Annotated in this window: 18 protein-coding genes; 13 read left to right on the top strand and 5 right to left on the bottom strand. The window is 60.9% G+C overall.

Features of this window, described 5'->3' with window-relative positions; translation table 11 throughout:
- Positions 1–2: 2 nt before the first annotated feature.
- The 4 genes from ACIX8_RS23300 to ACIX8_RS23315 all read left to right on the top strand — a co-directional run bounded on the left by ACIX8_RS23300 (position 3) and on the right by ACIX8_RS23315 (position 5,345).
- Complete coding sequence (locus tag ACIX8_RS23300) at positions 3–2,006, top strand: NHL repeat-containing protein (RefSeq protein WP_014267859.1); 2,004 nt, start codon at positions 3–5, stop codon at positions 2,004–2,006.
- Between the two features lie 153 nt (positions 2,007–2,159).
- Positions 2,160–2,900, top strand: coding sequence for a hypothetical protein (locus ACIX8_RS23305; protein WP_014267860.1), 741 nt, complete (start codon positions 2,160–2,162; stop codon positions 2,898–2,900).
- A gap of 193 nt (positions 2,901–3,093) precedes the next feature.
- Entirely contained in the window at positions 3,094–4,140 is a 1,047-nt protein-coding gene (locus ACIX8_RS23310) for an aldo/keto reductase (protein WP_014267861.1), read from the top strand.
- Positions 4,141–4,598: 458 nt separating this feature from the next.
- Positions 4,599–5,345 (top strand): DUF72 domain-containing protein, encoded by a 747-nt coding sequence (locus ACIX8_RS23315; RefSeq protein WP_014267862.1) that lies wholly within the window; start codon positions 4,599–4,601, stop codon positions 5,343–5,345.
- A gap of 14 nt (positions 5,346–5,359) precedes the next feature.
- Here the strand turns inward: ACIX8_RS23315 and ACIX8_RS23320 are convergent, their stop codons facing one another.
- A complete protein-coding gene (locus ACIX8_RS23320) occupies positions 5,360–7,021 on the bottom strand; it encodes a DHA2 family efflux MFS transporter permease subunit (protein WP_044177402.1) in 1,662 nt (553 codons plus the stop codon).
- A 37-nt stretch (positions 7,022–7,058) separates the two neighbouring features.
- Positions 7,059–7,679 (bottom strand): HAD family hydrolase, encoded by a 621-nt coding sequence (locus ACIX8_RS23325; protein ID WP_014267864.1) that lies wholly within the window; start codon positions 7,677–7,679, stop codon positions 7,059–7,061.
- Positions 7,680–7,784: 105 nt separating this feature from the next.
- Between ACIX8_RS23325 and ACIX8_RS23330 the strand changes: the two genes are divergently transcribed.
- The 6 genes from ACIX8_RS23330 (at position 7,785) to ACIX8_RS23355 (ending at position 15,045) form a co-directional block, all read left to right on the top strand.
- On the top strand, positions 7,785–8,594 hold the full coding sequence (locus ACIX8_RS23330) for a zinc ribbon domain-containing protein (protein ID WP_014267865.1): 810 nt from the start codon (positions 7,785–7,787) through the stop codon (positions 8,592–8,594).
- Positions 8,591–9,148, top strand: coding sequence for a 5' nucleotidase, NT5C type (locus ACIX8_RS23335; protein ID WP_014267866.1), 558 nt, complete (start codon positions 8,591–8,593; stop codon positions 9,146–9,148). Before ACIX8_RS23330 ends, ACIX8_RS23335 begins: the two co-directional genes overlap by 4 nt.
- 76 nt (positions 9,149–9,224) lie before the next feature.
- The gene (locus ACIX8_RS23340) at positions 9,225–10,556 is read left to right on the top strand and encodes a fibronectin type III domain-containing protein (protein ID WP_014267867.1); all 1,332 of its coding nucleotides are present in this window, start codon (positions 9,225–9,227) and stop codon (positions 10,554–10,556) included.
- A 734-nt stretch (positions 10,557–11,290) separates the two neighbouring features.
- Positions 11,291–12,304, top strand: a complete 1,014-nt coding sequence (locus tag ACIX8_RS23345; protein ID WP_014267868.1) for an aldo/keto reductase — start codon at positions 11,291–11,293, stop codon at positions 12,302–12,304.
- 396 nt (positions 12,305–12,700) lie between these two features.
- Positions 12,701–13,696, top strand: a complete 996-nt coding sequence (locus tag ACIX8_RS23350; RefSeq protein WP_014267869.1) for an SDR family oxidoreductase — start codon at positions 12,701–12,703, stop codon at positions 13,694–13,696.
- Positions 13,693–15,045 (top strand): nucleotide sugar dehydrogenase, encoded by a 1,353-nt coding sequence (locus ACIX8_RS23355; RefSeq protein ID WP_014267870.1) that lies wholly within the window; start codon positions 13,693–13,695, stop codon positions 15,043–15,045. The genes ACIX8_RS23350 and ACIX8_RS23355 overlap by 4 nt, the downstream gene beginning before the upstream one ends.
- Before the next feature lie 151 nt (positions 15,046–15,196).
- On the opposite strand, the gene ACIX8_RS23360 is transcribed toward ACIX8_RS23355, so the two are convergent.
- The 3 genes from ACIX8_RS23360 to ACIX8_RS23375 form a co-directional block, all read right to left on the bottom strand.
- The gene (locus ACIX8_RS23360) at positions 15,197–16,423 is read right to left on the bottom strand and encodes a BaiN/RdsA family NAD(P)/FAD-dependent oxidoreductase (RefSeq protein ID WP_014267871.1); all 1,227 of its coding nucleotides are present in this window, start codon (positions 16,421–16,423) and stop codon (positions 15,197–15,199) included.
- Positions 16,424–16,765: 342 nt separating this feature from the next.
- Positions 16,766–18,457 carry an NAD-dependent malic enzyme gene (locus ACIX8_RS23370; protein WP_014267872.1) on the bottom strand — a complete coding sequence of 564 codons (1,692 nt, stop codon included), beginning with the start codon at positions 18,455–18,457 and terminating at the stop codon, positions 16,766–16,768.
- A 36-nt stretch (positions 18,458–18,493) separates the two neighbouring features.
- Positions 18,494–19,840: a DUF2252 domain-containing protein gene (locus tag ACIX8_RS23375; RefSeq protein WP_014267873.1), complete on the bottom strand. Its 1,347-nt coding sequence runs from the start codon at positions 19,838–19,840 to the stop codon at positions 18,494–18,496.
- Positions 19,841–19,902: 62 nt separating this feature from the next.
- Here ACIX8_RS23375 and ACIX8_RS23380 point away from each other — a divergent pair, with 62 nt between their 5' ends.
- The 3 genes from ACIX8_RS23380 (at position 19,903) to ACIX8_RS23390 (ending at position 22,756) form a co-directional block, all read left to right on the top strand.
- A complete protein-coding gene (locus tag ACIX8_RS23380) occupies positions 19,903–20,388 on the top strand; it encodes a heme-degrading domain-containing protein (RefSeq protein WP_014267874.1) in 486 nt (161 codons plus the stop codon).
- A 281-nt stretch (positions 20,389–20,669) separates the two neighbouring features.
- Positions 20,670–21,902: a class I SAM-dependent rRNA methyltransferase gene (locus ACIX8_RS23385; protein WP_044179425.1), complete on the top strand. Its 1,233-nt coding sequence runs from the start codon at positions 20,670–20,672 to the stop codon at positions 21,900–21,902.
- A gap of 422 nt (positions 21,903–22,324) precedes the next feature.
- Positions 22,325–22,756, top strand: a complete 432-nt coding sequence (locus ACIX8_RS23390) for a DUF2147 domain-containing protein (protein ID WP_014267876.1) — start codon at positions 22,325–22,327, stop codon at positions 22,754–22,756.
- Positions 22,757–22,847: the final 91 nt, after the last annotated feature.

Raw genomic sequence — 22,847 nt, forward strand, 5'->3', positions numbered from 1 at the left:
TCATGGCCTCTTTTCGTACGCGCTCTCTGTCCAGATTTGCCCTGGCCTTCTCCGCTTCCGTCTGTCTGGCCTCTGTGTTGACCGGCTGCGGAACCGGGGCTCTCGATACCTCCAGCACAGGAACTCTCGGCATTCAGGGCCATGTTTTTGGTGGCCAGCAGCCTGTCTCAGGCGCCTCCATCTTCCTCTACGTCGCGGGTACCGGCGGCAACGGCTCTGCCGCGACCCCCATCCTCCAGGGTGCGGTCACGACCAGCGCGGACGGCACCTTTAGTATCGGCACCAACTACTCCTGCCCCTCCGGCACGGATCAGACCTATATCGCGGCGGTCAACGGCAATCCTGGGCTCGGCACGGGCAACAACAATGCGCTCGTCCTGATGGCCGCACTTGGAGACTGCAGCAACCTCAGCAGCTTCTCCTTCGTTAATATCAACGAAGTAACGACCGCAGCCGCAGCCTGGGCACTGGCACCGTTCACGACGTCTTACACCAACGTCGGCTCGAGCTCGACGAACACCAAGGGCATCCAGAACGCCTTCCTGGACGCACAGCTGCTCGCCGACTCCAGCACAGGCCTGCCCCCCACAACGCTTCCTTCGAACCTGACCTTCGAAACCAGCAAGCTGTACACCCTGGCCAATGCCATCGCCTCCTGCGTCAACTCGGATGGCGGGTCTTCCTGCAGCCCCCTGTTCAAGGCCGCAACGCCAAGCGGTGGGGTCGCACCGACCGACACCCTCGGTGCCGCGCTGAACATCGTCAAGCACCCTGCTCAGAATGTCGCGGCGGTCTTTACAGCAGCGTCGTCCCAGCCGCCCTTCCCGTCGCTGCCCAAGGCGCCGAACGATTGGACGATGACGATGACGGTCACCGGCGGCGGGTTGAGCAATCCTGACCCTATCGATATCGACAGCAACGGCTTCGTATGGGCGGGCAATCACAACGACTCTACCGGCCAGCCCAACACCTCCAGCATCAGTGAGTTCTCGCCGCAGGGCACTCCGCTCAGCCCCTCTACAGGGTACGGTTTTGGCCTCCTGGATGAGGTTCTGGGCCTGACCATCGACTCCAGCGACAACGTCTGGGTTACGAATGAGGAGAACAAGGGCGCGCTCAATGGAAGCCTCACTGGATTTTCCGGTGCAAGTTCGTCGACGCCGGGCACTCCTATCGTCAACAGCGCCAGCGGCGTGCCCTACTTCCTGGACCCCGATCCCACGAACGGGACCTACTTCCCGGTCGCCCTCTCGACCAACGCCAGCGACCAGATCTTCGTACTCAACCAGAATACGAACCACGAATCGGTCTTCAATCCCACCACGGGTGCCTTTTCGCCCCTGGCCATCAACAATGTCAACTTCCCTGTAGCGATTGCCGCCGATGCATCGGGTGGCCTCTGGATTGCCAATTCATGCGTCTCGGGCTGCAGCGCTACCGGCGGGCCTCCGAATGGGGCCGGCGACAGCACGGTTACGCACGTCGCCTCCGACGGCACGGCCATGCGGCCGGTGTGCTGCTTCACGCCGAGCAGCCTGGCTACTGACGGCCTGGGGAATGCCTGGATCGCAGACGGCGGAAACAACTCTGTCAGCGAGATTTCGCCCGCCGGCACGGTAGTCGTCAACCAGCTCCAGATTGGTGGACTTCAGAACCCTGCCCTTCTCAGCAGCCTGTCGATCGACGCGGGTGAAAATCTCTGGATCGCCAATCTTCGCTCGATCACGCCCAATAGGCAGGGAACGCTTTCGGGCATCGCAAGCACGAGCCTGACGAGCATTTCGCCGAACACCAGCGGATGCACGACCACGCAAGACGGAAACACCACCTGCACAGTCCCAGGCGGCTTCGGGCTGGATATCAATCTGCAGGCGCCGAGCGCTACGGTTCCCGATCGCAGCGGTAATGTATGGATCTCGAGTTCCAATTCGAACAGCATCGTCATGTTCTTCGGCCTCGCCGTCCCCACGGCGACGCCGATCCGGCCGACACCAACAGCACCATAAGGCAGAAAACAGCAAAACAGGAAACAGCACAGACGGGGCACGGCTTTTCGCCGTGCCCCGTCTAATTTGAGTAGGGTTGAACTTTAACCCAGGCACAACCGTTTTCTGTTAGCCCTTGAATTGAGCTGTTTCCCGTTTCCTGCCTTTAACCTTATGCCCTTGTCGAATCCTTGGCGCGTGCTTGCCTTCGTCCTGTTCACCGTTGACGCAGTTACGCTGGGTCTGCGAGCGCAGGCGCCTGCTCCCTCCTTCGAGATCCTGACCCATCGCATGGATGTCGACGTGGACGGCGCTCCGACAGCCTATGGCCCACCCAGCAAGCCGACGCTCGATTACCTTCGCAATGCGCACCTTCGCGGTATCCCCGGAGCGGAGATCGTCGGCTACCTTACCGACGACGACAATCCAAACATCCCCGTGGTGCAGGGCCCGCACGATCCGGCCCCGGGCTACTACATCTCGCAGACCGCCTATACCGATCCCGCGCTCACCAATGCGCGCGATCTCCGCCGTTACGTGGACGCGACACGGATCAACTACGTTGTGCTGGGACGGGAAGCTACGCGTAAGGGCGCCCGGCTCGGCGACTTCGTTGCAGTACACTCGCAACGCACCGGGCACAGCGTCTACGGCATCGTCGGCGATGATGGCAATCCCAGCGGCAATGAGGGTTCGCTGCATCTCTTGCAGGCCCTGGGCTATCCCTTTCACGATGGCAAGCAGGATGCCGTGGAGCGCAGAGAGATTGTCATTCGCTTTTTTCCACACTCCAATCCACAGCATCGGTTCTTTCACACCCAGGCTGCGCTGGATGATGCGGCCCGGAAGCTTGGCCTGAGCTGTGACTTCCCCGGGAGTCCCGCAGCCTCCAGCTCGCATCCAAAGAATCGTTAGCGCTGCATCCTCCTCAGGGGCAGTTCGATCTTCGGAAGAACACGGCTTCGGCCATGTCAGCCGATCGTTTACGACGCATAAGCACCGTAAGCACAGACGAAAACGTTGGGGTATCCTGATTCGGCATGGCGAAGGCCATGCTCTTCCGGGGCATGCCCTCCGGCCTTCAACCTCCCACCACACTGGAGTTCAAATGGAATACCGCTCTCTTGGCCGCTCCGGCCTCAAAGTCCCCGAGCTCTGCTTCGGCACCGGCACGTTCGGCGCCGGCAACGAATTTTTCAAAGCCTGGGGCGATACCTCGCAGGATGACGCCCGCAAGCTGATCGACATCTGCATGGAAGCCGGGGTCAACTTCTTCGATACCGCCGACATCTACTCCGACGGCGCCAGCGAGACGATGCTCGGCAAAGCGATCTCGCACCTCAAGCGCGAAGATGTGCTGCTCTCGACCAAGGCGACCTTCCGCTTCGGCAAGGGACCAAACGATGTGGGCAGCTCGCGTTATCACCTGACGCAGGCGCTTGAAAACTCTCTGAAGCGGCTCAATACCGACTACATCGACGTCTATCACCTGCACGCGTTCGACGCGACCACGCCGGTCGAAGAGACGCTGAATACGCTCGACACGATGGTGCGCGAGGGCAAGGTTCGCTACATCGCCTGCTCGAACTTCTCGGGCTGGCACCTGATGAAGTCGCTCTCCGTCAGCGAGCGCTATGGCTGGGCAAAGTATGTGGGCCACCAGGTCTACTACTCGCTGATCGGCCGCGACTATGAGTGGGAGCTGATGCCGCTCGCCGTGGACCAGGGCGTGGGCGCTCTGGTATGGTCGCCGCTCGGCTGGGGACGGCTCACCGGCAAGATTCGCCGTGGCCAGCCTCTGCCGGAGACCTCGCGCCTGCACAAGGCCGCGGACGGTGGGCCGGTGATGTCCGACGAATACCTCTACAAGGTCGTCGATGCTCTCGACGAAGTCGCCAAGGAGACCGGCAAGACGGTTCCGCAGATCGCGCTGAACTGGCTGCTGCGCCGCCCCACGGTTTCGACGCTGGTCATCGGCGCGCGCGATGAGAAGCAGCTTCGCGCAAACCTCGACAGCACAGGCTGGAAGCTGACGCCCGAACAGGTGGCCAAGCTCGATGCCGCCAGCGCGGTCAACCCGGCGTATCCGTACTGGCACCAGGTGCAGTTCGATGAACGTAACCCGTTCCCGACGCCGCAGACGTTTGGGAAGTAACGGCGCACACAAACAAGAAAAGGACGGCGCTGATGCGCCGTCCTTTTCTTATTCCTTCTTCGACCCCGCAAGACTGCAGCAGATCAATGTTCTTTGAATCATCTCGAAGTACTATTTTTCGACTTACACCAGAAGCGTCATTCTGAGCGGAGCAGCTCGCGTACTTTGCGAGCTGCGAAGTCGAAGAACCCCGAGAGCTTCTACATCGCCTCGACTTTCCGGAAATTTTCCACCCCTAACGCTCGTGCTTCTAACCTCTTCGGTTGGAACGGTCCTAGCAGCAGGAGCAAAACAAACTCTTCGGGGTCCTTCGACTTCGCGTCTCGCAAAAAGCGCGAGACGCTTCGCTCAGGATGACGTTTTTGGGGAGGGAAAGCGAAAAGCATAGGCGTTATAGCTATAGGCGCATCGAACAGGTCTATTGAAGCGTCAGTGCTAACCTAAATGCGTTTCTCTCAATGACCGAATCCTCCTCGCCAATTCGCATCGGCACCGCTGCCTGGACGCTCCCCAAACAACACGCGTCTCTGTTTCCGGAAGAAGGCTCTCACCTCATCCGCTATGCCCAACGCCTGAACTGCGTCGAGATCAACTCCAGCTTCCATCGGCCTCACAGACTCAAGACATGGGAGCGCTGGGCCGCGACCACGCCGGACGACTTTCGCTTCGCCGTCAAGGTTCCCAAGACCATCACGCATACTGCAAAGCTCATTAATACCGGAGCGCTGTTGCAGGAGTTTCTGGATCAGGTCCGCGGCCTTGGCGACAAGCTGGGTCCGCTTCTCGTGCAGCTTCCGCCCAAGCTGGCCTTCGATGAAGGCATCGCACATGAGTTCTTCACTACGCTCCGCGAACTCCATACCGGCGCGACCGTCTTCGAACCACGGCATGCAAGCTGGTTCGCTCCTGCCGTCGATCGTTTGCTCCGGGACTTCGAGATTGCGCGCGTTGCCGCCGATCCGCCCAAGGGCTCCACGCTCGCCGCGAAACCAGGCGGCTGGCAGGGGCTTCGCTACTATCGGCTGCACGGAGCGCCGCGCACGTACTACTCCGACTACAGTGAGGAATTTCTTCGGCAGCTTGCGAAGGATCTGCGCACGAGCAAGGTCGAGACATGGATCATCTTCGACAACACGGCCCTAGGTTATGCCACAGCGAATGCTTTGTTCTTGAATGAGCTTCTCGCGAATGAAACGGCATCCTGAGACGCTATTTGTTCCTAGTGTCCTGCACTCGACGACGCGTTCTTTGGTGGCCGAGGAATCAGGAACAGCAATGGAAGCATGCAAGCGCAAAAGACCGCGAGGTCACGAATGATATCCACGTAGGCCAGGTTCGCCGACTGCCGGTGAAGTTGGTTGTAGATGTAGGCCTGCGCCTGGTGCATCGCTCCGAGGGAAGGGCCGCCATCCGCCGGGCCTGTGCCGTTGCCTATCTTGAACGATCCAGCCATCGACTTTACCTGAGAATTGAATCCCTGATTGGCCGTCGTCAGATTTCGCACCATCATGCTCTCGTGCGCAGCCGTGCGGCGCGTCAGCATGGTCGCCATAAACGCCGTGCCGCACGAGCCACCGATATTGCGCGCAAGATTCGTCAGGCCCGAGACATCGTTGCTCTCGCTCTGCTTCACCCCAATGTACGCGATGGTGTTGATTGGAATGAACAGGAACGCGAGGCCCGACGCCTGGAACATACGCATGATGACGAGTTGGCCGTAGCTCAACTGCAGGTTCAGGTTCGTCATGTAGAGCAGCGATAGCGTCAGCATGAGAAAGCCATACGCAATCAGCTTGCGGGGATCGATCTTGCCCGACAGATAACCCACCACGGGCATCATCGCCATCATCATGAAGCCGGCAGGAGACAGTACTTTTCCTGCAAGCTCCGCTGTATATCCCATCAGCGTCTGCACGAACTGCGGAATCAGAATCGTCGTGCCATAGAGAGAGAAGCCGAGCACGAACATCAGTACAAAGCTGACGGCAAACTGCCGCCGCGTAAAGAGCGTGAGATTCAGGATCGGTCGATGACCGTCGCGCAGTTGTTTGAGCTCCCACCAGATCATCACGATGAACGCGATCACCATCGTCACGCAGAAAAACATGATGAGGTGTGAAGAGAACCAGTCGTCTTCCTGCCCCTTGTCGAGGACGAACTCCAACGATCCAAAGGTAAGACCCAGCAAGCCGAAGCCCAGGAGATCGAGTCTGATCCCGCCCTTTTGCGACTCCTTGACCTGCTTCTCGACCCAAGGTGGATCTTCAACGATGCGCGAGGTCAGATAAAGCGAAAGCAGGCAGATCGGCACATTGAGATAGAAGATCCAGCGCCAGTCGAAGTTATCGGTGATGTAGCCGCCGAGCGTCGGCCCAATGGCTGGGGCGACGACGACCGCCAAACCGTACATCGCAAAGGCCTGCCCGCGTTTTTCCGGCGGAAAGGTATCGGCAAGAATCGCCTGTTCGCTGGGTGCGAGACCGCCACCGCCAATGCCCTGCAGAACACGGAAAAAGACCAGCAATGGAAGCGTCGGAGCCAGCCCGCACATGGCGGACGAGATGCCGAACAGCGCGACGCAGATCATATAGAACTTCTTGCGGCCGATGAAGGTCGTCATGTACGCGCCCGCCGGCAAAATCACAGCGTTTGCAACAAGATAGGCCGTCAGAACCCAGGTGGCTTCATCCTGCGTGGCACCCAGGCCGCCCGCAATGTGCGGCAGCGCAACGTTGGCGATCGAGCTGTCCAGCACCTCCATAAACGTCGCGAGCGTTACGGTCATCGCGACAATCCACGGATTGATTCTCGGCCGCCACGGCACTGCCGGAGCGGAGGAGGTTTGACCTGCTGGAAGTTCGATTGCGGTTGCGGCTGCCATGAGTTGTTACTTCAGATTCCATGAAACGGCCAGCGATTCACGAATTTGCCGTAATTTCTACCTTTACGATCCGCTCCCTCGGGTGAGGGATCTTTACCGTGGCCATTCCGGCAGCCACTGCCGCCTGAATTCCCAGGTCCGCATCCTCGAAGACCAGGCAGTCTTCGGGTGCTACGCCCAGCCTCTTTGCAGCGATCAAGAAGGGTTCAGGATCGGGCTTGCCGCGCTGGTAGTCCCCGGCACAGACCAGGGTCTCGAACTTGTCCAGAATCTTCAGCGTCGTCAGCGATGCCGTGACCGCCTCTCGTGTGCCGCCGGAGACAACAGCAAAGGGAATCTTCCCGTAGCTGGCTTCAACGTGTTCCAGCACCTCCGGGACGGCCGTCAGGTCGGGAAGAATCTCGAAGTAGATCTCCTCTGTGCGCTTCATGACGGCAGCAATCGGCATGGTCAGCCCCTGCTGCTCATTCAGAGTGGCGATGATCTCGGCCATCGGCATGCCGCCCCAGGCGTAGAACAGGTCTTCGTGGAACACGCCACCCCACTCCGCGAGCGCCCGGTTCCAGGCAATGAAGTGCAGCGGCATGGAGTCGGCGATGGTGCCGTCGCAGTCGAACAGGTACGCCTTGAAGGGGCCATCAGGTAGCTTGAGTTTCATACCTACCAGTTTAGGGGATGACCCATGCGATCGACGGGCGGTGCCTCATCCTGCTGCAACGTGCTAGCCTTTTCCATTGGGCAACAACCGCTCGAAAGGAGCACGATGAACGCCAACCTCGAGCATCTCGTCGTACTCCAGGCGCAGGACCTGGAACTGAAACGCCTCCGCGAAGAGCTCGCCGAAGCACCCCGCCGCGTAGCCGCCGCAGAAGCCGCGCGTAGCAAAGCCGAGGCCTTGCTCGCCGCCGCCAAACAGGCGCTTACCAAAGAAGAAGTGCTGCGCCGCTCGCAGGAGTCGGACGTAACCGACCGCCGTGGCAAGATCGCGCGCTTGCGCAAGCAGATGGACTCCGCCACCAGCGCCGCGCAGATCACCGCGCTGGAACACGAGATTAAGTTCTCCGAAGAATCGATCTCCAAGCTTGAAGACGAAGAACTCGCCTCGATGGAACGCACCGAGCGCTTCGATGCCGAGAAAGAGACCGCCACCAAAGCCGTCGAAAAAACCACTGCCGCGCTTGAAGCCGAACGTGCTCGCGCCGCAGAGGTCACGCAGAGCAACAACGCAGCCGTCCAGGGAATCGAGGGCGAACGCCAGACCCTGCGCGCGCAGATCAAGGAATCCGACGCGGGAGAGGCGGCGCTCTCCACCTACGACCGCATCTCGAAGGCCAAGGGCACGGGAGTGTCCGAGGCGATCGACCACAAGTGCTCGGCCTGCCAGATGATGGTGCGTCCGCAGCGCTGGAACGACCTCACGGGCCGCGAGCACGACCACGAGATCTTTACCTGCGAGACCTGCGGTCGCATGCTCTTCTGGGATCCTCGGCGCGACGCTCCGGGAAGCTGGGCAGCGGGTGAACGGCTGGCCTCGGCCAAGGCTGTCGCCAAGTCGCTGGAGTCGCGCGCATGACCTCGCCGCAATCCCAGGGTTCGGAGCGCAAGATCATCTGCGTCGACATGGATGAGGTCATCGCCGACGCGCTGGGTGAACACCTGCTGCGCTACAACCGCGACTTCAACGAGAGGCTCACGCCCGCCGACCTGCACGGCTCCTGGCTCTGGGACTACGTGCCTGCCGAACGCCTCAAGGCACTCGATCAATACATGCGGACGGACGACTTCTTTGGCGTGCTCGACGTGATGCCGCACGCCCAACGGGTTCTCGAACGCCTGCAGAAACGCTACGACATCTACATCGCCACGGCAGCGATGGAGGTGCCGACGAGCTTCAACGCGAAGTTCCGCTGGCTGGCCCAGCACTTCCCCTTCATCCCGACATCGCACATCGTCTTCTGCGGCAACAAGAGCATCCTCCGCGCCGACTACCTGATCGACGACAACCCCAGGCAATTGCGGCTCTTCCACGGCGAGGGCATTTTGTTCAGTTCCCCCGCGAATGCCTTCGTCACCGGCTTCCGCCGCGTCAATAACTGGCTGGATGTGGAGAAGATGTTTCTGGGGTAACGCTGACCTTTCGTCTCAGGTCTACACAGATATCTAAAACTCTCCATTTAGTGGAAGCGATGCTAGCCTCAATGTGATGGTTCTGAATCGCCGATGCCCCGTCCTTGTGCTTCCGCTGCTGGCCCTTGCTGGGCTGGGGATGGTGGGGTGTGCCAATCCTGGGCCTCCGCGACCGCCTTCGTTGAAGTTGCCGGCGTTTGTGAAGGATCTTGCCGCTACTCGGCGGGGAGACGTCGTTGAGTTGCGGTTTACAGTGCCGCAGCGGACTACCGATGGCCTTCCTCTGCGCCTTACGACCGTCACGGCAAAGTTCTGCCGGGCTGTCGATACGGGTTCCTGTGTTCCTGTCGCTGAGTTGCCGGAGCAGAACTTTGCGGTGACGGCCAAGAGGCAGCCCGGTCAGACGAACGGGACTCAAGCGGGCGTGAATCAACCGGCGAAAGAGCAGGCGGACCAGCCGAACATAGCCGTGGCGCACGATACGCTGCCTGCTACGCTGACCGCAGGAGCGGCGCGGGTGCTGACCTATCGCGTTGAGCTCTATAACGATACCAACCATACCGGCGGCTTCTCGGAGCCAGCCTATGCCGCCGGGGGAGCTACACCTTCGCCCGTCGAAGAGCTGCATGCCCAGGGGTCTCGGCTGGGAGTTGTGTTGAGCTGGAAGCCCTCGGCCAGGCCTGCGACGGATGACGGTATCGTGGTGCTGCGTCGCGAGGATCTTGCACCAAAGCCGAAGGCGCCCGTCGCCCACAAGGCAAAGGTCGCGGCTCCTGCAGCCAGTTCCTCGGAGAAGAAGCCGGTGACGACGCACGGCAGTTCGACGGAGCCCAAGCCGGCGAAGACCAAGAGCGACGCCGAGTCCGATATTGTGTGGCTTACCACCGCTCCGCAGCCCGATCCGCTTGCGGGAGATTCTGAGGCGTCCGCTCCTGCGCAGCCGGTTCGCGACGGCATCACGCTGGACGATACCGCGATCGCGGACGAGCCCTATCGCTATACCGCCGAGCGGCGGCGGTCGGTCCAGGTCGGCGGGCGCACGATGGAGATGCAGAGCGAGGTCTCCGCTCCGGTTGAGTTCACCCTACAGGATGTCTATCCGCCGCCCGCGCCTACCGATCTCAATGCGGCGAGCTTTGCTAATCCGCAGTTGACGGTTGATCTGATCTGGCAGCCGGTCGATACGCCTCATCTTGCCGGGTATAACGTCTATCGCGAGACGCTCGATAGAAATGGTTCGGCTACGGGTGCGAAGACGCGCCTGAACCAGGTGCCGGTTCCTGCGCCTGGCTTCCATGACGTTACGGCGGTGGCTGGTCAGCGTTATCGCTACAGCGTTACGGCTGTGGATGCGAAGGGGAATGAGAGTGAGCCGGCGGTGACGGTGCTTGGGCCTGAGGGGCAGTAGGCCTGGCGCTGCTTGCCTGTGCCCCAAGCCAAATAGTGCCTGACGAATCGGAGATCCCGGTTTTAGAGTGAAATCAAGCTCGCTGCATGCATTGATTTTTGTTTTACGTCTCCCACCAAATCGTCATCCTGAGCGTAGCGTCCCGGCCTTTGGGGACGCGCAGCCGAAGGACCCCGAGGGTGGCAGTCTTGCCCAAAACTTGTGCAGCGTTTCTACCTCGAACGTTCGTGCCTGAACTTTCGCGCTGGAAAAGGTCCTGACCTCCTGGGTGAGATCAAGTCCTTCGGGGTCCTTCGACTGCGCACCTCGCAAAAACGCGAGATGCTCCGCTCAGGATGACGGATCTTGGGGGAAATGACGGATCTTGGGGGAAAATTTGTGGGAGGGAGATGCGAAGAGAGCCCCGGCTGAAAAAAACCGCGCCTATCCGGTTCGTGCCTTGCCTGATGGACCGTGGCAGGTGAGAAGCAGATTCCCTGCGGGAATGACAACAAGAAAGGCAAGAACAACTGCAAAGGCGCAAATTGCCAAGAATTGATTAGTTAAATGGGATAAGCCGCCACTCGCGCTTCCATCAAATGGGGCCCGTGAGTTGCATGACAACTCAAATATGCGCGAGCAGCGGCTCCACTTTATAAGACGCGGGCAACCGGCGAAAAGGTTGGTCGACCTTGTCTTTTGGCCGAAATCTTTGAATCTGGAACTTCCCACAGGGGCTGCGCGTCCAATCGCGCATGAGCGCTTCTGCAAATACCCCAATAAGTTACCGCAATCTTGGCTCTACAGGCACCCGTATTACGCCGCTGTGCCTCGGCATGATGACCTACGGCTCCAAAAAGTGGCGCGAGTGGGTCCTAGAAGAAGACGAAGCCCGTCCCCTGGTGCGCCGCGCCGTTGAGGCCGGTATCAATTTTTATGACACCGCGGATGTGTACTCGCTCGGCGAGAGCGAGGTTGTCACCGGCAAGCTGCTGCAGGAGTTCCAGCCGCGCCGCGAAGAGCTGGTCATCGCCACCAAGGTCTTCAATCCGTTGAGCGACGGCGCGAACGACCGCGGACTCTCGCGCAAACACATCATGGCCTCGATCGACGCTAGCCTGAAGCGCCTGAAGGTGGACTATGTCGACCTGTACCAGATCCATCGCTTCGATCCGCATACGCCCATCGAGGAGACCTGCGAGGCGCTGCACGATGTCGTGAAGGCGGGCAAGGCGCTGTATCTCGGCGCGTCGAGCATGTATGCGTGGCAGTTCCTGAAGATGTTGAACTTCCAGCGCGAGAATAGCCTGGCGCAGTTCGTGACGATGCAGAACCACTACAACCTGGTGTATCGCGAGGAAGAGCGCGAGATGATTCCGTTGTGCCTCGACCAGAAGGTGGGCTGCATTCCGTGGAGCCCGCTGGCACGCGGCTTCCTGACCGGCTCGCGCAAGCGCGGCGACGGCAAGAGCGAGACGACCCGCGCCCGCACCGACGACTTCGGCCATAGCCTCTACTATCGCGAGACGGACTTCGACGTCGTCGACCGCGTGATTGAGATTGCCCAGCAGCGCAATGTGAAGCCCGCGCAGATTGCCCTTGCGTGGATTCTCGCGAAGCCGGGGATCAGTGCTCCGATCATTGGTGCGAGCAAGCCGTATCAGTTGGAGGATGCGCTGGGGGCGTTGTCGTTGAAGCTCACGGAAGAGGAGATCAAGCAGCTCGAAGCGCCGTATGAGCCGCATCCGATTCTGGGGCATAGCTACTAAGGTTGGGCATAGCCCTGTAAGGGCGATCTATCGCGACTCACATCGATAGATCGCCCTTTCAGGGCTTAGCTTTTTCTCTGCGCTGTAACCCAGGGTTCCACCCTGGGCTTTGATGGCATCGCCCCTTCGGGGCTGGAGTCTGGGGCCCCGTTTCAGGGCAATGACCGTGGGAAGAGTGGAAGCAGATTCCCTGCGGGAATGACAACAAGAAAAGCAAAGGCAACAACAACAGCAAAGGCAACAACAACAGCAAAGACAAAAGCAACGGCAAAACAAGGAGACGGAGGGAGATGGACGGTCGGTTTCCTGCGGGAATGGCCCAGAAAAAAGAATGGGCAGGAGTAGTCGTGCATCCGACACATTTCTGCCGTGCCGTCTTGGTAGAATCAAAGTCTCTTGGCTACTTATCTCATTACCGGTATCGCGGGCTTCATCGGCTCGCACCTCGCACAGGCGCTCGTCGAACGGGGGCACCATGTTCGCGGCATCGATAATTTCTCGACAGGGCGGCGTGAGAACCTCGCGCACATCGCCGAAAAGGTCGATCTGCTCACCGTCGATCTGGTGAACGCCGACGCTGTGGCCCGCGCCTGCGTGGGGGTGGACGCCATTCTGCACCAGGGAGCGCTGCCCAGCGTGCCGCGTAGCGTGAAGGACCCTCGGCCGAGCCATAACTCCAATCTCGACGGCACGTTCAACCTGCTCGAAGGCGCGCGCGCGGCGGGCATCCAGCGGGTCGTCTATGCAGCGTCGAGCTCGGCCTACGGCAACCAACCGGGGTTTCCGCGCGTGGAGACGATGGCCCCGCAGCCCATCGCACCCTATCCCGTGCAGAAGCTCGCCGGCGAGCTCTACATGCAGAGCTACGCGCGCGTCTATGGCATGGAGACGGTATGCCTGCGCTACTTCAACATCTTCGGCCCGCGCCAGACACCCGATTCGCCCTACTCCGGCGTGATCGCGAAGTTCTGCCTGCAGATGCTGAAAACAGGTAAAACCAAGGACGAGCAACCGACCATCCAGGGCGACGGCGAACAGGGCCGCGACTTTACCTACATCGCCAACGCGGTAAGCGCGAATCTGCTGGCGCTGGAAGCACCGGCCGAGAAGATTGCGGGCCGTGTCTTCAACGTCGCCTGCGGCGAGCGCCATAGCCTGAACGAGACCTATCAGATCCTCGCCAGGCTCACCGGTTATAAGAAACCGGCGGTTTATACCGAAGCTCGCGCGGGCGATATTCGTGACTCCCTGGCCGACATCTCGGCGGCGCGGGAGGCCTTTGGCTATGAGCCGATTGTCAGCTTTGAGGAAGGTCTTGCACAGACCGTGGCCTGGTATCGCGAACAACTAGCATCCAGACATGGGGCACGAGCGTCAAAAGCAACAACATGATCTACACAAGTACTCTCCCCGACTGGCTAGCCCAGGTCGCTGCTCGTGAAACCCATATTGCCATCATCGGCCTTGGCTATGTGGGATTGCCTCTCGCTCTTTTATTCGCGGAGGAACGTTTTCGTGTAACCGGCCTCGATATCGATGCGGAAAAAGTCGCCACCCTGAACGATGGCCGCTCGTATATCCATCGCATCGAGCCCGAGCACATCGCCACCGCAAAGAAGGCGGGCTTTCGCGCCACGACAGATTTTGCCGCGCTGCAGGAATGCGACGCCATTCTGATCTGCGTGCCTACGCCACTGCATCCCGACCATACGCCGGACATGAGCTTCGTCACCAGCACCGTGGAAGCGCTGGCGCCGCACACGCGCGCGGGGCAACTCGTGGTGCTCGAGAGCACGACGTGGCCCGGCACGACCGACGAGCTCGTCGTCCCCATGATCGAGCGGCTGGGACGCAACGGCCTGCGCGTTCTGCGCAACGACGACAGCGACGACAGCCTGGAAGGTCTGATGGTTTCGTTTTCGCCGGAGCGCGAAGATCCCGGCAATCTCATCACGCCGCGCCGCGAGATTCCGAAGGTGATTGGCGGCGTGGATACGCGCGCGACACGCGCGGCCGCCGCACTCTACGGCGCCATCTTCAACCGCACGGTCGCGATGTCATCCCCCGCCGCAGCCGAGATGACCAAGCTGCTCGAGAACATCTATCGCTGCGTGAACATTGCACTGGTGAACGAGCTTAAGCAGCTCTGCCTGGCGATGAATATCGACATCTGGGAGGTTATCGACGCGGCCTCGACCAAGCCCTTCGGCTTCCAGGCGTTCTATCCGGGGCCGGGCATCGGAGGCCACTGCATTCCGGTTGATCCGTTCTACCTGAGCTGGCGCGCCAAGCAGTTCAACCAGCCGACGCGGTTCATCGAACTCGCCGGAGAGGTGAATGAGGCGATGCCCGCGTTCGTCGTCCACACGGCGGAGCGAGCTCTGGGGCGCGAAGGCAAAGCTCTTGCCGGAGCGAAGGTGCTGGTGCTCGGCATCGCCTACAAACGCGATGTCGACGATCTGCGCGAGTCGCCCGCGCTGACGATCTTTGAACTGCTGGAGCGCGCTGGGGCGAGCGTGTCCTACAACGACCCATTCTTTGACGAGGTTGGCGTAGGCCGCAAGTACACGCTCAAACGCCGGTCCACGCCGCTCGACCGCGTGGGTGAATTCGATTGCGTGCTGCTGGTTACGGACCATTCGATCTATGACTATGAGGCACTAGTCGAGGGCAGCAAGTTGTTCGTGGATACCCGCAATGCTACGCGGGGGATGGTGTCGGAGAAGATCGTCCGCTGCTAAGAGCTGTTGTTTGTTTTTCGTCGTCATCCTTGAGAGAGCGTAGCGAACGAAGGACCCCAACAAGCGCAAAGTACGCGCATGCAGGGGACCCCGGTACGGCTCAGGATGACGATGAAAACAAGCAACGGCGTTATGCGTAAGCCCATAGCAGTTACGCCACACTACCCGCCGACACCGCACTCGCCCACGCCCACTGAAAGTTGTACCCGCCCAGCCACCCGGTCACATCGACGACCTCGCCGATGAAGTACAGACCGGGCATGCGGCGGCTCTCCATCGTGCGTGCGTCCAGCTCGGAGGTGTCGATGCCACCCACCGTCACCTCCGCCTTTGCAAAGCCCTCTGTGCCCGCGGGCGTCAGAGTCCAGGCGTGCAGTTCGGCCTCCATGCGGGCGATTCCGGTGTTCGTCCAATCATGCGAAGGCTGCGCCGCAACCCAGCGCTCGGCCATGCGTGCCGGAAGCACTGTACGCAGGGCGCTCACAAGACTTGCCGGCTCACGCCGCGCGTTCTTCTCAAGCAGCGATGCGAGCACTTCACGGCTGGGTGCGAGATCGAAGCGTACCTGCTCGCCGGGCTTCCAGTACGACGACACCTGCAGCACCGCAGGGCCGCTCACTCCGCGATGCGTGATGAGCAGCTTCTCTCGAAACTCCGGCGTGGTTTGCGGACGCGATTTGGCCTTGCCGGAGGCTCCTGCGCGAGCCATTACCTCAAACGAAACGCCGGAGAGATCGCACCAGCGCTCGCGGTCCTCAGGGGCGAATACCAGCGGCACCAGAGCGGCGCGCGGCTCAACCAGCGAATGCCCGAACTGCTGCGCGAGCTCATAGCCGAAGCCCGTTGCGCCCATCTTCGGGATTGATAGACCGCCCGTGGCTACCACCACCGACTCACACGTGAAGTCTCCCACGCTGGTTTCGACAATGAACTTCGTCGCATGCGCGAGTGTGCTTTCGCGGCGCACAGTGTTTACCTTCACGCCACATCGAATCTCGACACCGGCCTCACCACACTCGCGCTCGAGGAGCGTCACGATGCGCTGCGCGGAGTCGTCACAGAACAACTGTCCCAGCGTCTTCTCGTGGTAGCGGATGCCGTGCTTCTCCACCAGTGCGATCATGTCCGACGGCGTAAACCGCGCCAGTGCTGACTTCGCAAAGTGGGGGTTGGCACTGAGAAAATTCTCTGCGCGGGTGTGGACATTCGTGAAGTTGCAGCGTCCTCCGCCGGAGATCAGAATCTTGCGGCCTACGCGTTCACCGTGATCGAGCAGCAGCACCCGCCGTCCGCGACGGCCGGCCTCGAAGGCGCACATCATTCCTGCTGCGCCGGCGCCGAGTACGATCACATCGAATTCAGGTAAGAGTGGAGACATCCTTTTCGATTCTATGGATAAAGCTGAAGGGAGCATGGGCCTTTAAGTTGCGGACAAAAGGTCTTTTGTTTATATCCCCACGAAATCGTCATCCTGAGCGAAGCGTCCCGGCCTTTGGGATGCGAAGTCGAAGGACCACGAGGGTTGACCCCTTGCCCATACTCTTAGCACCTTTTCTACCTCAAGCGCTCGAGCCTGGACCTTTGTGGTGGAGAAGGTCCGGAGATCATGGGCGAGGTCAAGTCCTTCGGGGTCCTTCGACTCCGAGCCTCGCAAAAAACGCGAGGCTCTCCGCTCAGGATGACGATTCTGTGGGGAGGACGTGAACAAGAATTTCCGGCACTACTTGCGCCGCCTGTAGGGCAGATATACCGGCTCCCAGATGTTCGCGCGCAGGGCTTGTTCGAAGGCCTCGCCGCGCACGGCAGCCAGGCCTTCCGCAGCGGCTTCTCGTCCGACCGCCAGCGCGACGCTGATTGAGACCTCTCGCAATGTGTCGAGCGGTGGCAGCAGCGCACCCTGCGAATTTTTTACCGTTGGAGACATGCTCGCGAGCGCCTGCGCGGCGGCCATAATCATCGAGTCGCTCACCCGTTTGGCGCGTGCACTGAGAATGCCCAACGCCATTCCGGGAAAGATGTACGAGTTGTTCGTCTGTGCGATGCGATGTTGTTTACCCTCGTAGTCGACCGCACCAAATGGACTTCCGGTGCCGACGATCGCACGGCCTTCGGTCCATCGCAACAGGTCCGCCGGATGCGCTTCACTGCGGCTGGTTGGGTTCGACAGCGGGAAGATGGCCGGCCGCGCAACCCCAGCGGCCATGGCGCGAATCACATCCTCCGTGAACGCGCCGGGCTGGCCGGAGACGCCGATCAGGACCGTCGGCCTCACGCGCTTCACGACCTCCAGCAAGCCGATACCGTTGTCTCCGCGTTGCCAATCGGCCACCGAGGCTTTTGGCTGCGCGAAGGCTGCCTGCTCTGTGCGCAGGCCGTCCATGCCTTCCACCAGCAAGCCGTCTTTATCCACGGCGTAAAAGCGGCTACGCGCCTCAGACTCGCTCAGCCCCACCTGCGCCAGCGCGCTACAGAGCAGCCCGGCGATTCCCCGCCCTGCTGAGCCGAAGCCCAACACGGCAAATCGTTGCTCCCGTAGAGGCACGCCAGTGACGTTGACCGCAGCCAGCACGGTAGCCGTTGCCACCGCAGCCGTGCCCTGGATGTCATCGTTGAAGCTCGGCAGTGCGTCGCGATAGCGATCCAGCAAGCGCCCGGCATTATGCCCGGCGAAGTCCTCCCACTGCAACAACACATGGGGCCAGCGCTTCTTTACGACGCGCACGAAGCGATCGACGAAGCGGTCGTACTCTTCGCCGCGCACCCGTTCGTGCTTCCAGCCGAGATACAGTGGGTCGGCGATGCGCTCGGCGTTGTCCGTGCCGACATCGAGAAAGACCGGCAGACAGCTCAGCGGATGAATGCCCGCCAGCGCCGTGTACAGCGCGAGCTTGCCGATGGGAATGCCCATGCCGCCCGCGCCCTGATCGCCGAGGCCCAGGATGCGCTCGCCGTCTGAGACCACGATGCAGCGCACGCCGTCATAGCGCGGGTGCTTGAGGATCGTCTCGATACGCTCACGATTCGGATAGCTCAGGAACACGCCGCGCGGCTTGCGCCAGATCTCGGAGAAGCGCTGGCAGCCTTCGCCGACAGCGGGCGTGTAGACCACCGGCAACATCTCCTCGACGTTGCGGGTGATGAGTGCGTAGAAGAGCGTCTCATTCACGTCCTGCAGGTCGCGCATGAAGGTGTAGCGGGAGAAGTCGTCAGGCAGCGCGTGAAACGCCTTCATGCGCCGGGCTACCTGCTGATTGAGGTCGCCCACCTGGGGCGGCAGCAGGCCGTGCAGCGAGAAAGCATCGCGCTCGGCTTCGGTAAAAGCCGTGCCTTTGTTGAAGATCGGCGTACTCAGCAGACCGAGACCGGTAAGGGAGGTCTCGACAAACTCGGGCGTTGCGCGCGGCGGGGCCATCCCGCTGATTTTACAGAACCGGGCTTTGGGAATCGCTTATTTGGTCTTCTTGAAGCTCTTCTTCAGCAAACCCCAATCGTGCTCGGTCTTGTCGGCATAGGAATGCGCAAAGGCGAGAATCGCGCGATCGAAGCGATCGGAATTGCCGAGATACGCCGAGATGGCCACCGGATCACCCGCCCGCGCATGCCCGCGTGCGAGCAACTCGCCACAGAGATCAGCATAGCCCTGCAGGCCAACGGCATCGAGGGTCAGGAGATCGAGCGAGGCCTTGTGATCGTTCAACTGACGCACCAGGTAATCGCGCCCTTCAATGGAGGTATAGCCGAGGAAAGGATCGGAGGTAAGCTGCAGGGCACGCTGGCCGTCGACTACGCGATGTCCCTGGTGCGTATGACCCGAAGCGTCCTCAGGGAGATACGGAGCGTAGGCAGAGGCCGCCTCTTCCTTGATCTGCAGGAAGAGCGGATCGGTGGACTCGGCGCGGCTCCAGCCTTCGAAGTACACACAATAGTCGCGCTGCCCGACGGAGCCGGTGCCGACGACCTTGAACGCCACATCGACTGCGCCGTACTGCGCGAGAAAGTGGCGGCGCTCCGGCTGCAGCGTGCGGACGTAGGGCGTCAGCGCATCGAGCACCGTCTGCGCCTCCTTGGGTCCGAGCCTTTCGAGCAGCGGCGGCTCGGATCGAAAGCGGCGCGACGCCGTTGCATTTTTGACGGCCGCCTTCGTGCCGGGACGAGCGGGCTCGGTGAGCTTGACCAGCAATCTCTGCGGCGTGGAGCGTTCGGCTGTCTCCAGAATCGCCGGGATGGGATCGATGTGCCCGAGCCGGTGGATCTGATACCGCGCAATCTCCAGCACCGGCATGACCGAGAACTCGCTCATCGAACGGCGATAGCGCTCGGTGAAGGTCGCCACCGCCTCCTGACGGGCAGCCCGCCGAATGCCGGCCTCGCGGCCCGCAAGCAGGAGACTCGTGGCCATCCGCTTGACGTCCCACTCGAACGGCCCGTGGATCGTCTCATCGAAGTCGTTAATGTCGAAGACGATGCGGCCGTCGAAGCCCGCATAGGCGCCGAGGTTGTTGACGTGCGCATCGCCGCAGAGCTGGGTGGTGATCCCGGTGTTGGGATGGCAGGCGAGATCGGCAGCCATGATCGGCACGGCACCGCGAAAGAATCCAAAGGCTGATGCGACCATGCGCTCGTACTTGACCTGCACCAGCCGGGCGATGCGGCCACGCATGGAGTCCCGCAATAGATCGAGCGGCGCCTGGGGGCAGGCCGAGAGGTCAAAGTGGGCGTGAGCGCTGCGAGCCAGTTGTTTGCGGGCACGAACCCCCAGGGCGTGGCGGTCGGCATGAGTCAGCGGTATGGACATAGGATCCTCTGTAGGCAATCAAGGGCGTTTGCCCGATGATAGTGGATGGAGAGGACACCCGAATGAATGCAGCGGAAGATCTTGCAGTAATCGAAGAACAGGAAAAGGCGTTGCGCTTCACCGCCTTCGACGCGGACACGGCCTGGAAACTGGGCGGCATCCTGCGGTCAAAGCTGGTCGAACGCGGTGCGGGCGGAACGGTGGAGATCGAACTTGCCGGACAGGTATTGTTCGCCTGCACGACGGCAGGCGCAACGCCGGGACAGGCGGACTGGATTCGCCGCAAACGCAACACGGTAAAGAGGTTCGCGCGCAGCTCCTATGCCATCGGCCGCATCCTCGAACGGGATGGGGAGACGCTGCTGGGGAGGCATGGGCTGGAGCTCAAGGACTATGCCGCGCATGGGGGCGGGTTTCCGATCCATGTTGTTGGGGTGGGATTCGTGGGGAGTTTGATCGTCTCCGGATTGCCGCAGCGTGATGATCATGGGCTGGCGGTTTCTGCGCTAGCGGAGGTGCTGGGGATAGCGGTGCCGGAGCTGGGATAAAGACGGGCAAGAAAGCGTCTTTGTCTTTGCTGTTGCCTTTCTTGTTTTTGCTTTTTTTGTTGTCATTCCCGAAGGGAATCTGCTTTCTCCCGTTCTTTGGTTGTACTGCGTAGAAGGTGCGGGCAAAAACGGGAAGGAATAATTTTCGCTAGCGCATAACGTTTGTCGTGATACGAGCGAAGACGGGAAGCAGATTCCCTTCGGGAATGACAAGCAAGAAAGGCAACAGCAAGAACAAGAAAAGCAACAGCAAGAGCACACACTCGCTACACTTGAACAACATGTCAACACTCCGCATTACCCGCCGCGCCGCTGACCGTCTCCTCTCAGGCCACCTTTGGATCTACCGGACAGACCTTGAGGCCATAGAAGTCGAACCCGCGCCCGGCTCGCTTGTCACCGTCACCGACGCACGCAACCAGCAGCTCGGCACGGCACTTTATTCCAGCGCCTCGAAGATCGCGGCGCGTCTTGTCTCGCGCACACCCGAGCTCTCCCGCGAGCAGTACCTCAGCGACATCCGCACCCGCATCGAGGCAGCCCTGCAACTGCGCCGTGAGCTCGCGCCCGTCAACGAAGAGAACAACGCTCATCGCCTGCTCTTCAGCGAGGCCGACAACCTTCCCGGCATCCTTGCCGACCGCTACAACGACCTCGTCATCCTGCAACTGCTCTCGCAGGGCACCGCGCAGGACGACGTTCGCCAGACCGTCGTTGCGGCGCTTCGTGCAGGCCTTGCTCCCAATGGCGAGCCGTTGACCCTGTGGGAGCGGCCCGATCCCCGTATTCGCGAGATGGAGAAGCTTGAAGCGCCCGCACCCGGCCCGCTCTTTTCGGCAACGGATTCTCCCGCGACGACGACCCAGTTCACGCTCAACGGCCTGCGCTTCGGGTACGACGTCGGCGCCGGGCAGAAGACCGGCGCGTTCCTCGACCAGCGTCTGAACTACGCTGCGGCAGCGGCCCAGGTGCGCGCTAGCGGCCGCACCGGCCGGGCACTCGATGTCTGCACCTATCACGGCGGCTTCGCGCTGCATCTGGCGCAGGTCTGCGAACGGGTCACCGGTGTCGACGCCAGCCGCACCGCGCTCGAAGTTGCCGACCAGAACCTCGCGCTCAATCCACAGTTGAAGGCCGAGACCGATTGGATCGAAGCGGACGCCTTCGAACTGCTGAGCGCCTACGACACACAGCACGAACGCTTCGACGCCATCGTGCTCGACCCGCCTGCCTTTGCGAAGTCCAAGCGCGCCGCAGAGGGCGCATTGCGCGGCTACAAGGAGCTGAACCTGCGTGCGCTGCGCATGCTCTCCGCCGGCGGAACGCTGATTACGAACTCCTGCTCGCACCACGTCTCGCTCGAAGACTTTACCGGCATCATCGCCTCGGCCGCAGCCGATGCCGGACGCCGCGTGCAACTGATCGAGACCCGCGCCGCTGCCCCCGATCATCCCGAGGTGCTCACGCTGCCCGAGACGCGCTACCTCAAATGCCTGATCTGCCGCGTGGATTAGGGAGTGTCTGACGAATCGAGGACAACAGCGAATCACATATTTTGTTTCCCCACAGGGACGTCATCCTTCGGCTCGGCGCCTCGCGTTTTTGCGAGGCGCCGAGCCGAAGGACCCCGAGGGACTTGGCCTAGCCTATGATGTTGGGACCTTTTTCCAGCACGAAAGTCCGAGCTCGGGCGCTTGAGGTGGAAAAGGTGCAAAAGGTATAGGCAAGATTGCAACCCTCGGGGTCCTTCGACTCCGCGCCCCAAAAGCTGGGACGCTACGCTCGGGATGACGATTCTGCGGGGAGACGTAAAACAAAAGCTATGAGTGCAGAGAACTTGGTTTCGCTCTAAGGCTGGGTCTCCGATTCGTCAGACACCACCTAGCCCCTCACCATTAAACGTTGGCCCGCATCCAACTAGGATTGAGAGAAGATCATGCGACTTTTAACTGCGACTTACCTTTTGCTTCTGACTTTGAACACCTCGGCCCACGCCGCCACCGGCGTACTCGGCGACTGGATCACCCCGACCCAATCCGTCGTACGCCTCTACCCCTGTGGCAGTGATGTATGTGCGAAGATCGTCAAGGTTTCTCCCACTTCGCCTGAAACAACGGACCTGAAGAACCCTGATGCCGGGCAGCATAACCGACCGCTTTGCGGGCTCGATGTCGGCATGGGTTTCCAGCGGATCGATGCCAATCATCTCGATGGCGGGCATCTCTACGATCCCCAGTCCGGCAGAACCTACAAGGGGACGATCACCGCAGAGGGCGATGACCTCAAGCTGCATGGGTATATCGGGATTTCGCTGTTGGGACGTACTGAGATATGGCATCGCGTGTCGACGGTCGTTGCCTGTAAATAATCGCCAACAGTGCCGGGTTTTAGGTAGTGTCTGACGAATCGAGGACTGTTTTTTGTCTTTGCTTCTGAGATAGGCCCGGGCTTTAGCCAGG

Source organism: Granulicella mallensis MP5ACTX8, from assembly GCF_000178955.2.
Lineage (GTDB): Bacteria > Acidobacteriota > Terriglobia > Terriglobales > Acidobacteriaceae > Granulicella > Granulicella mallensis.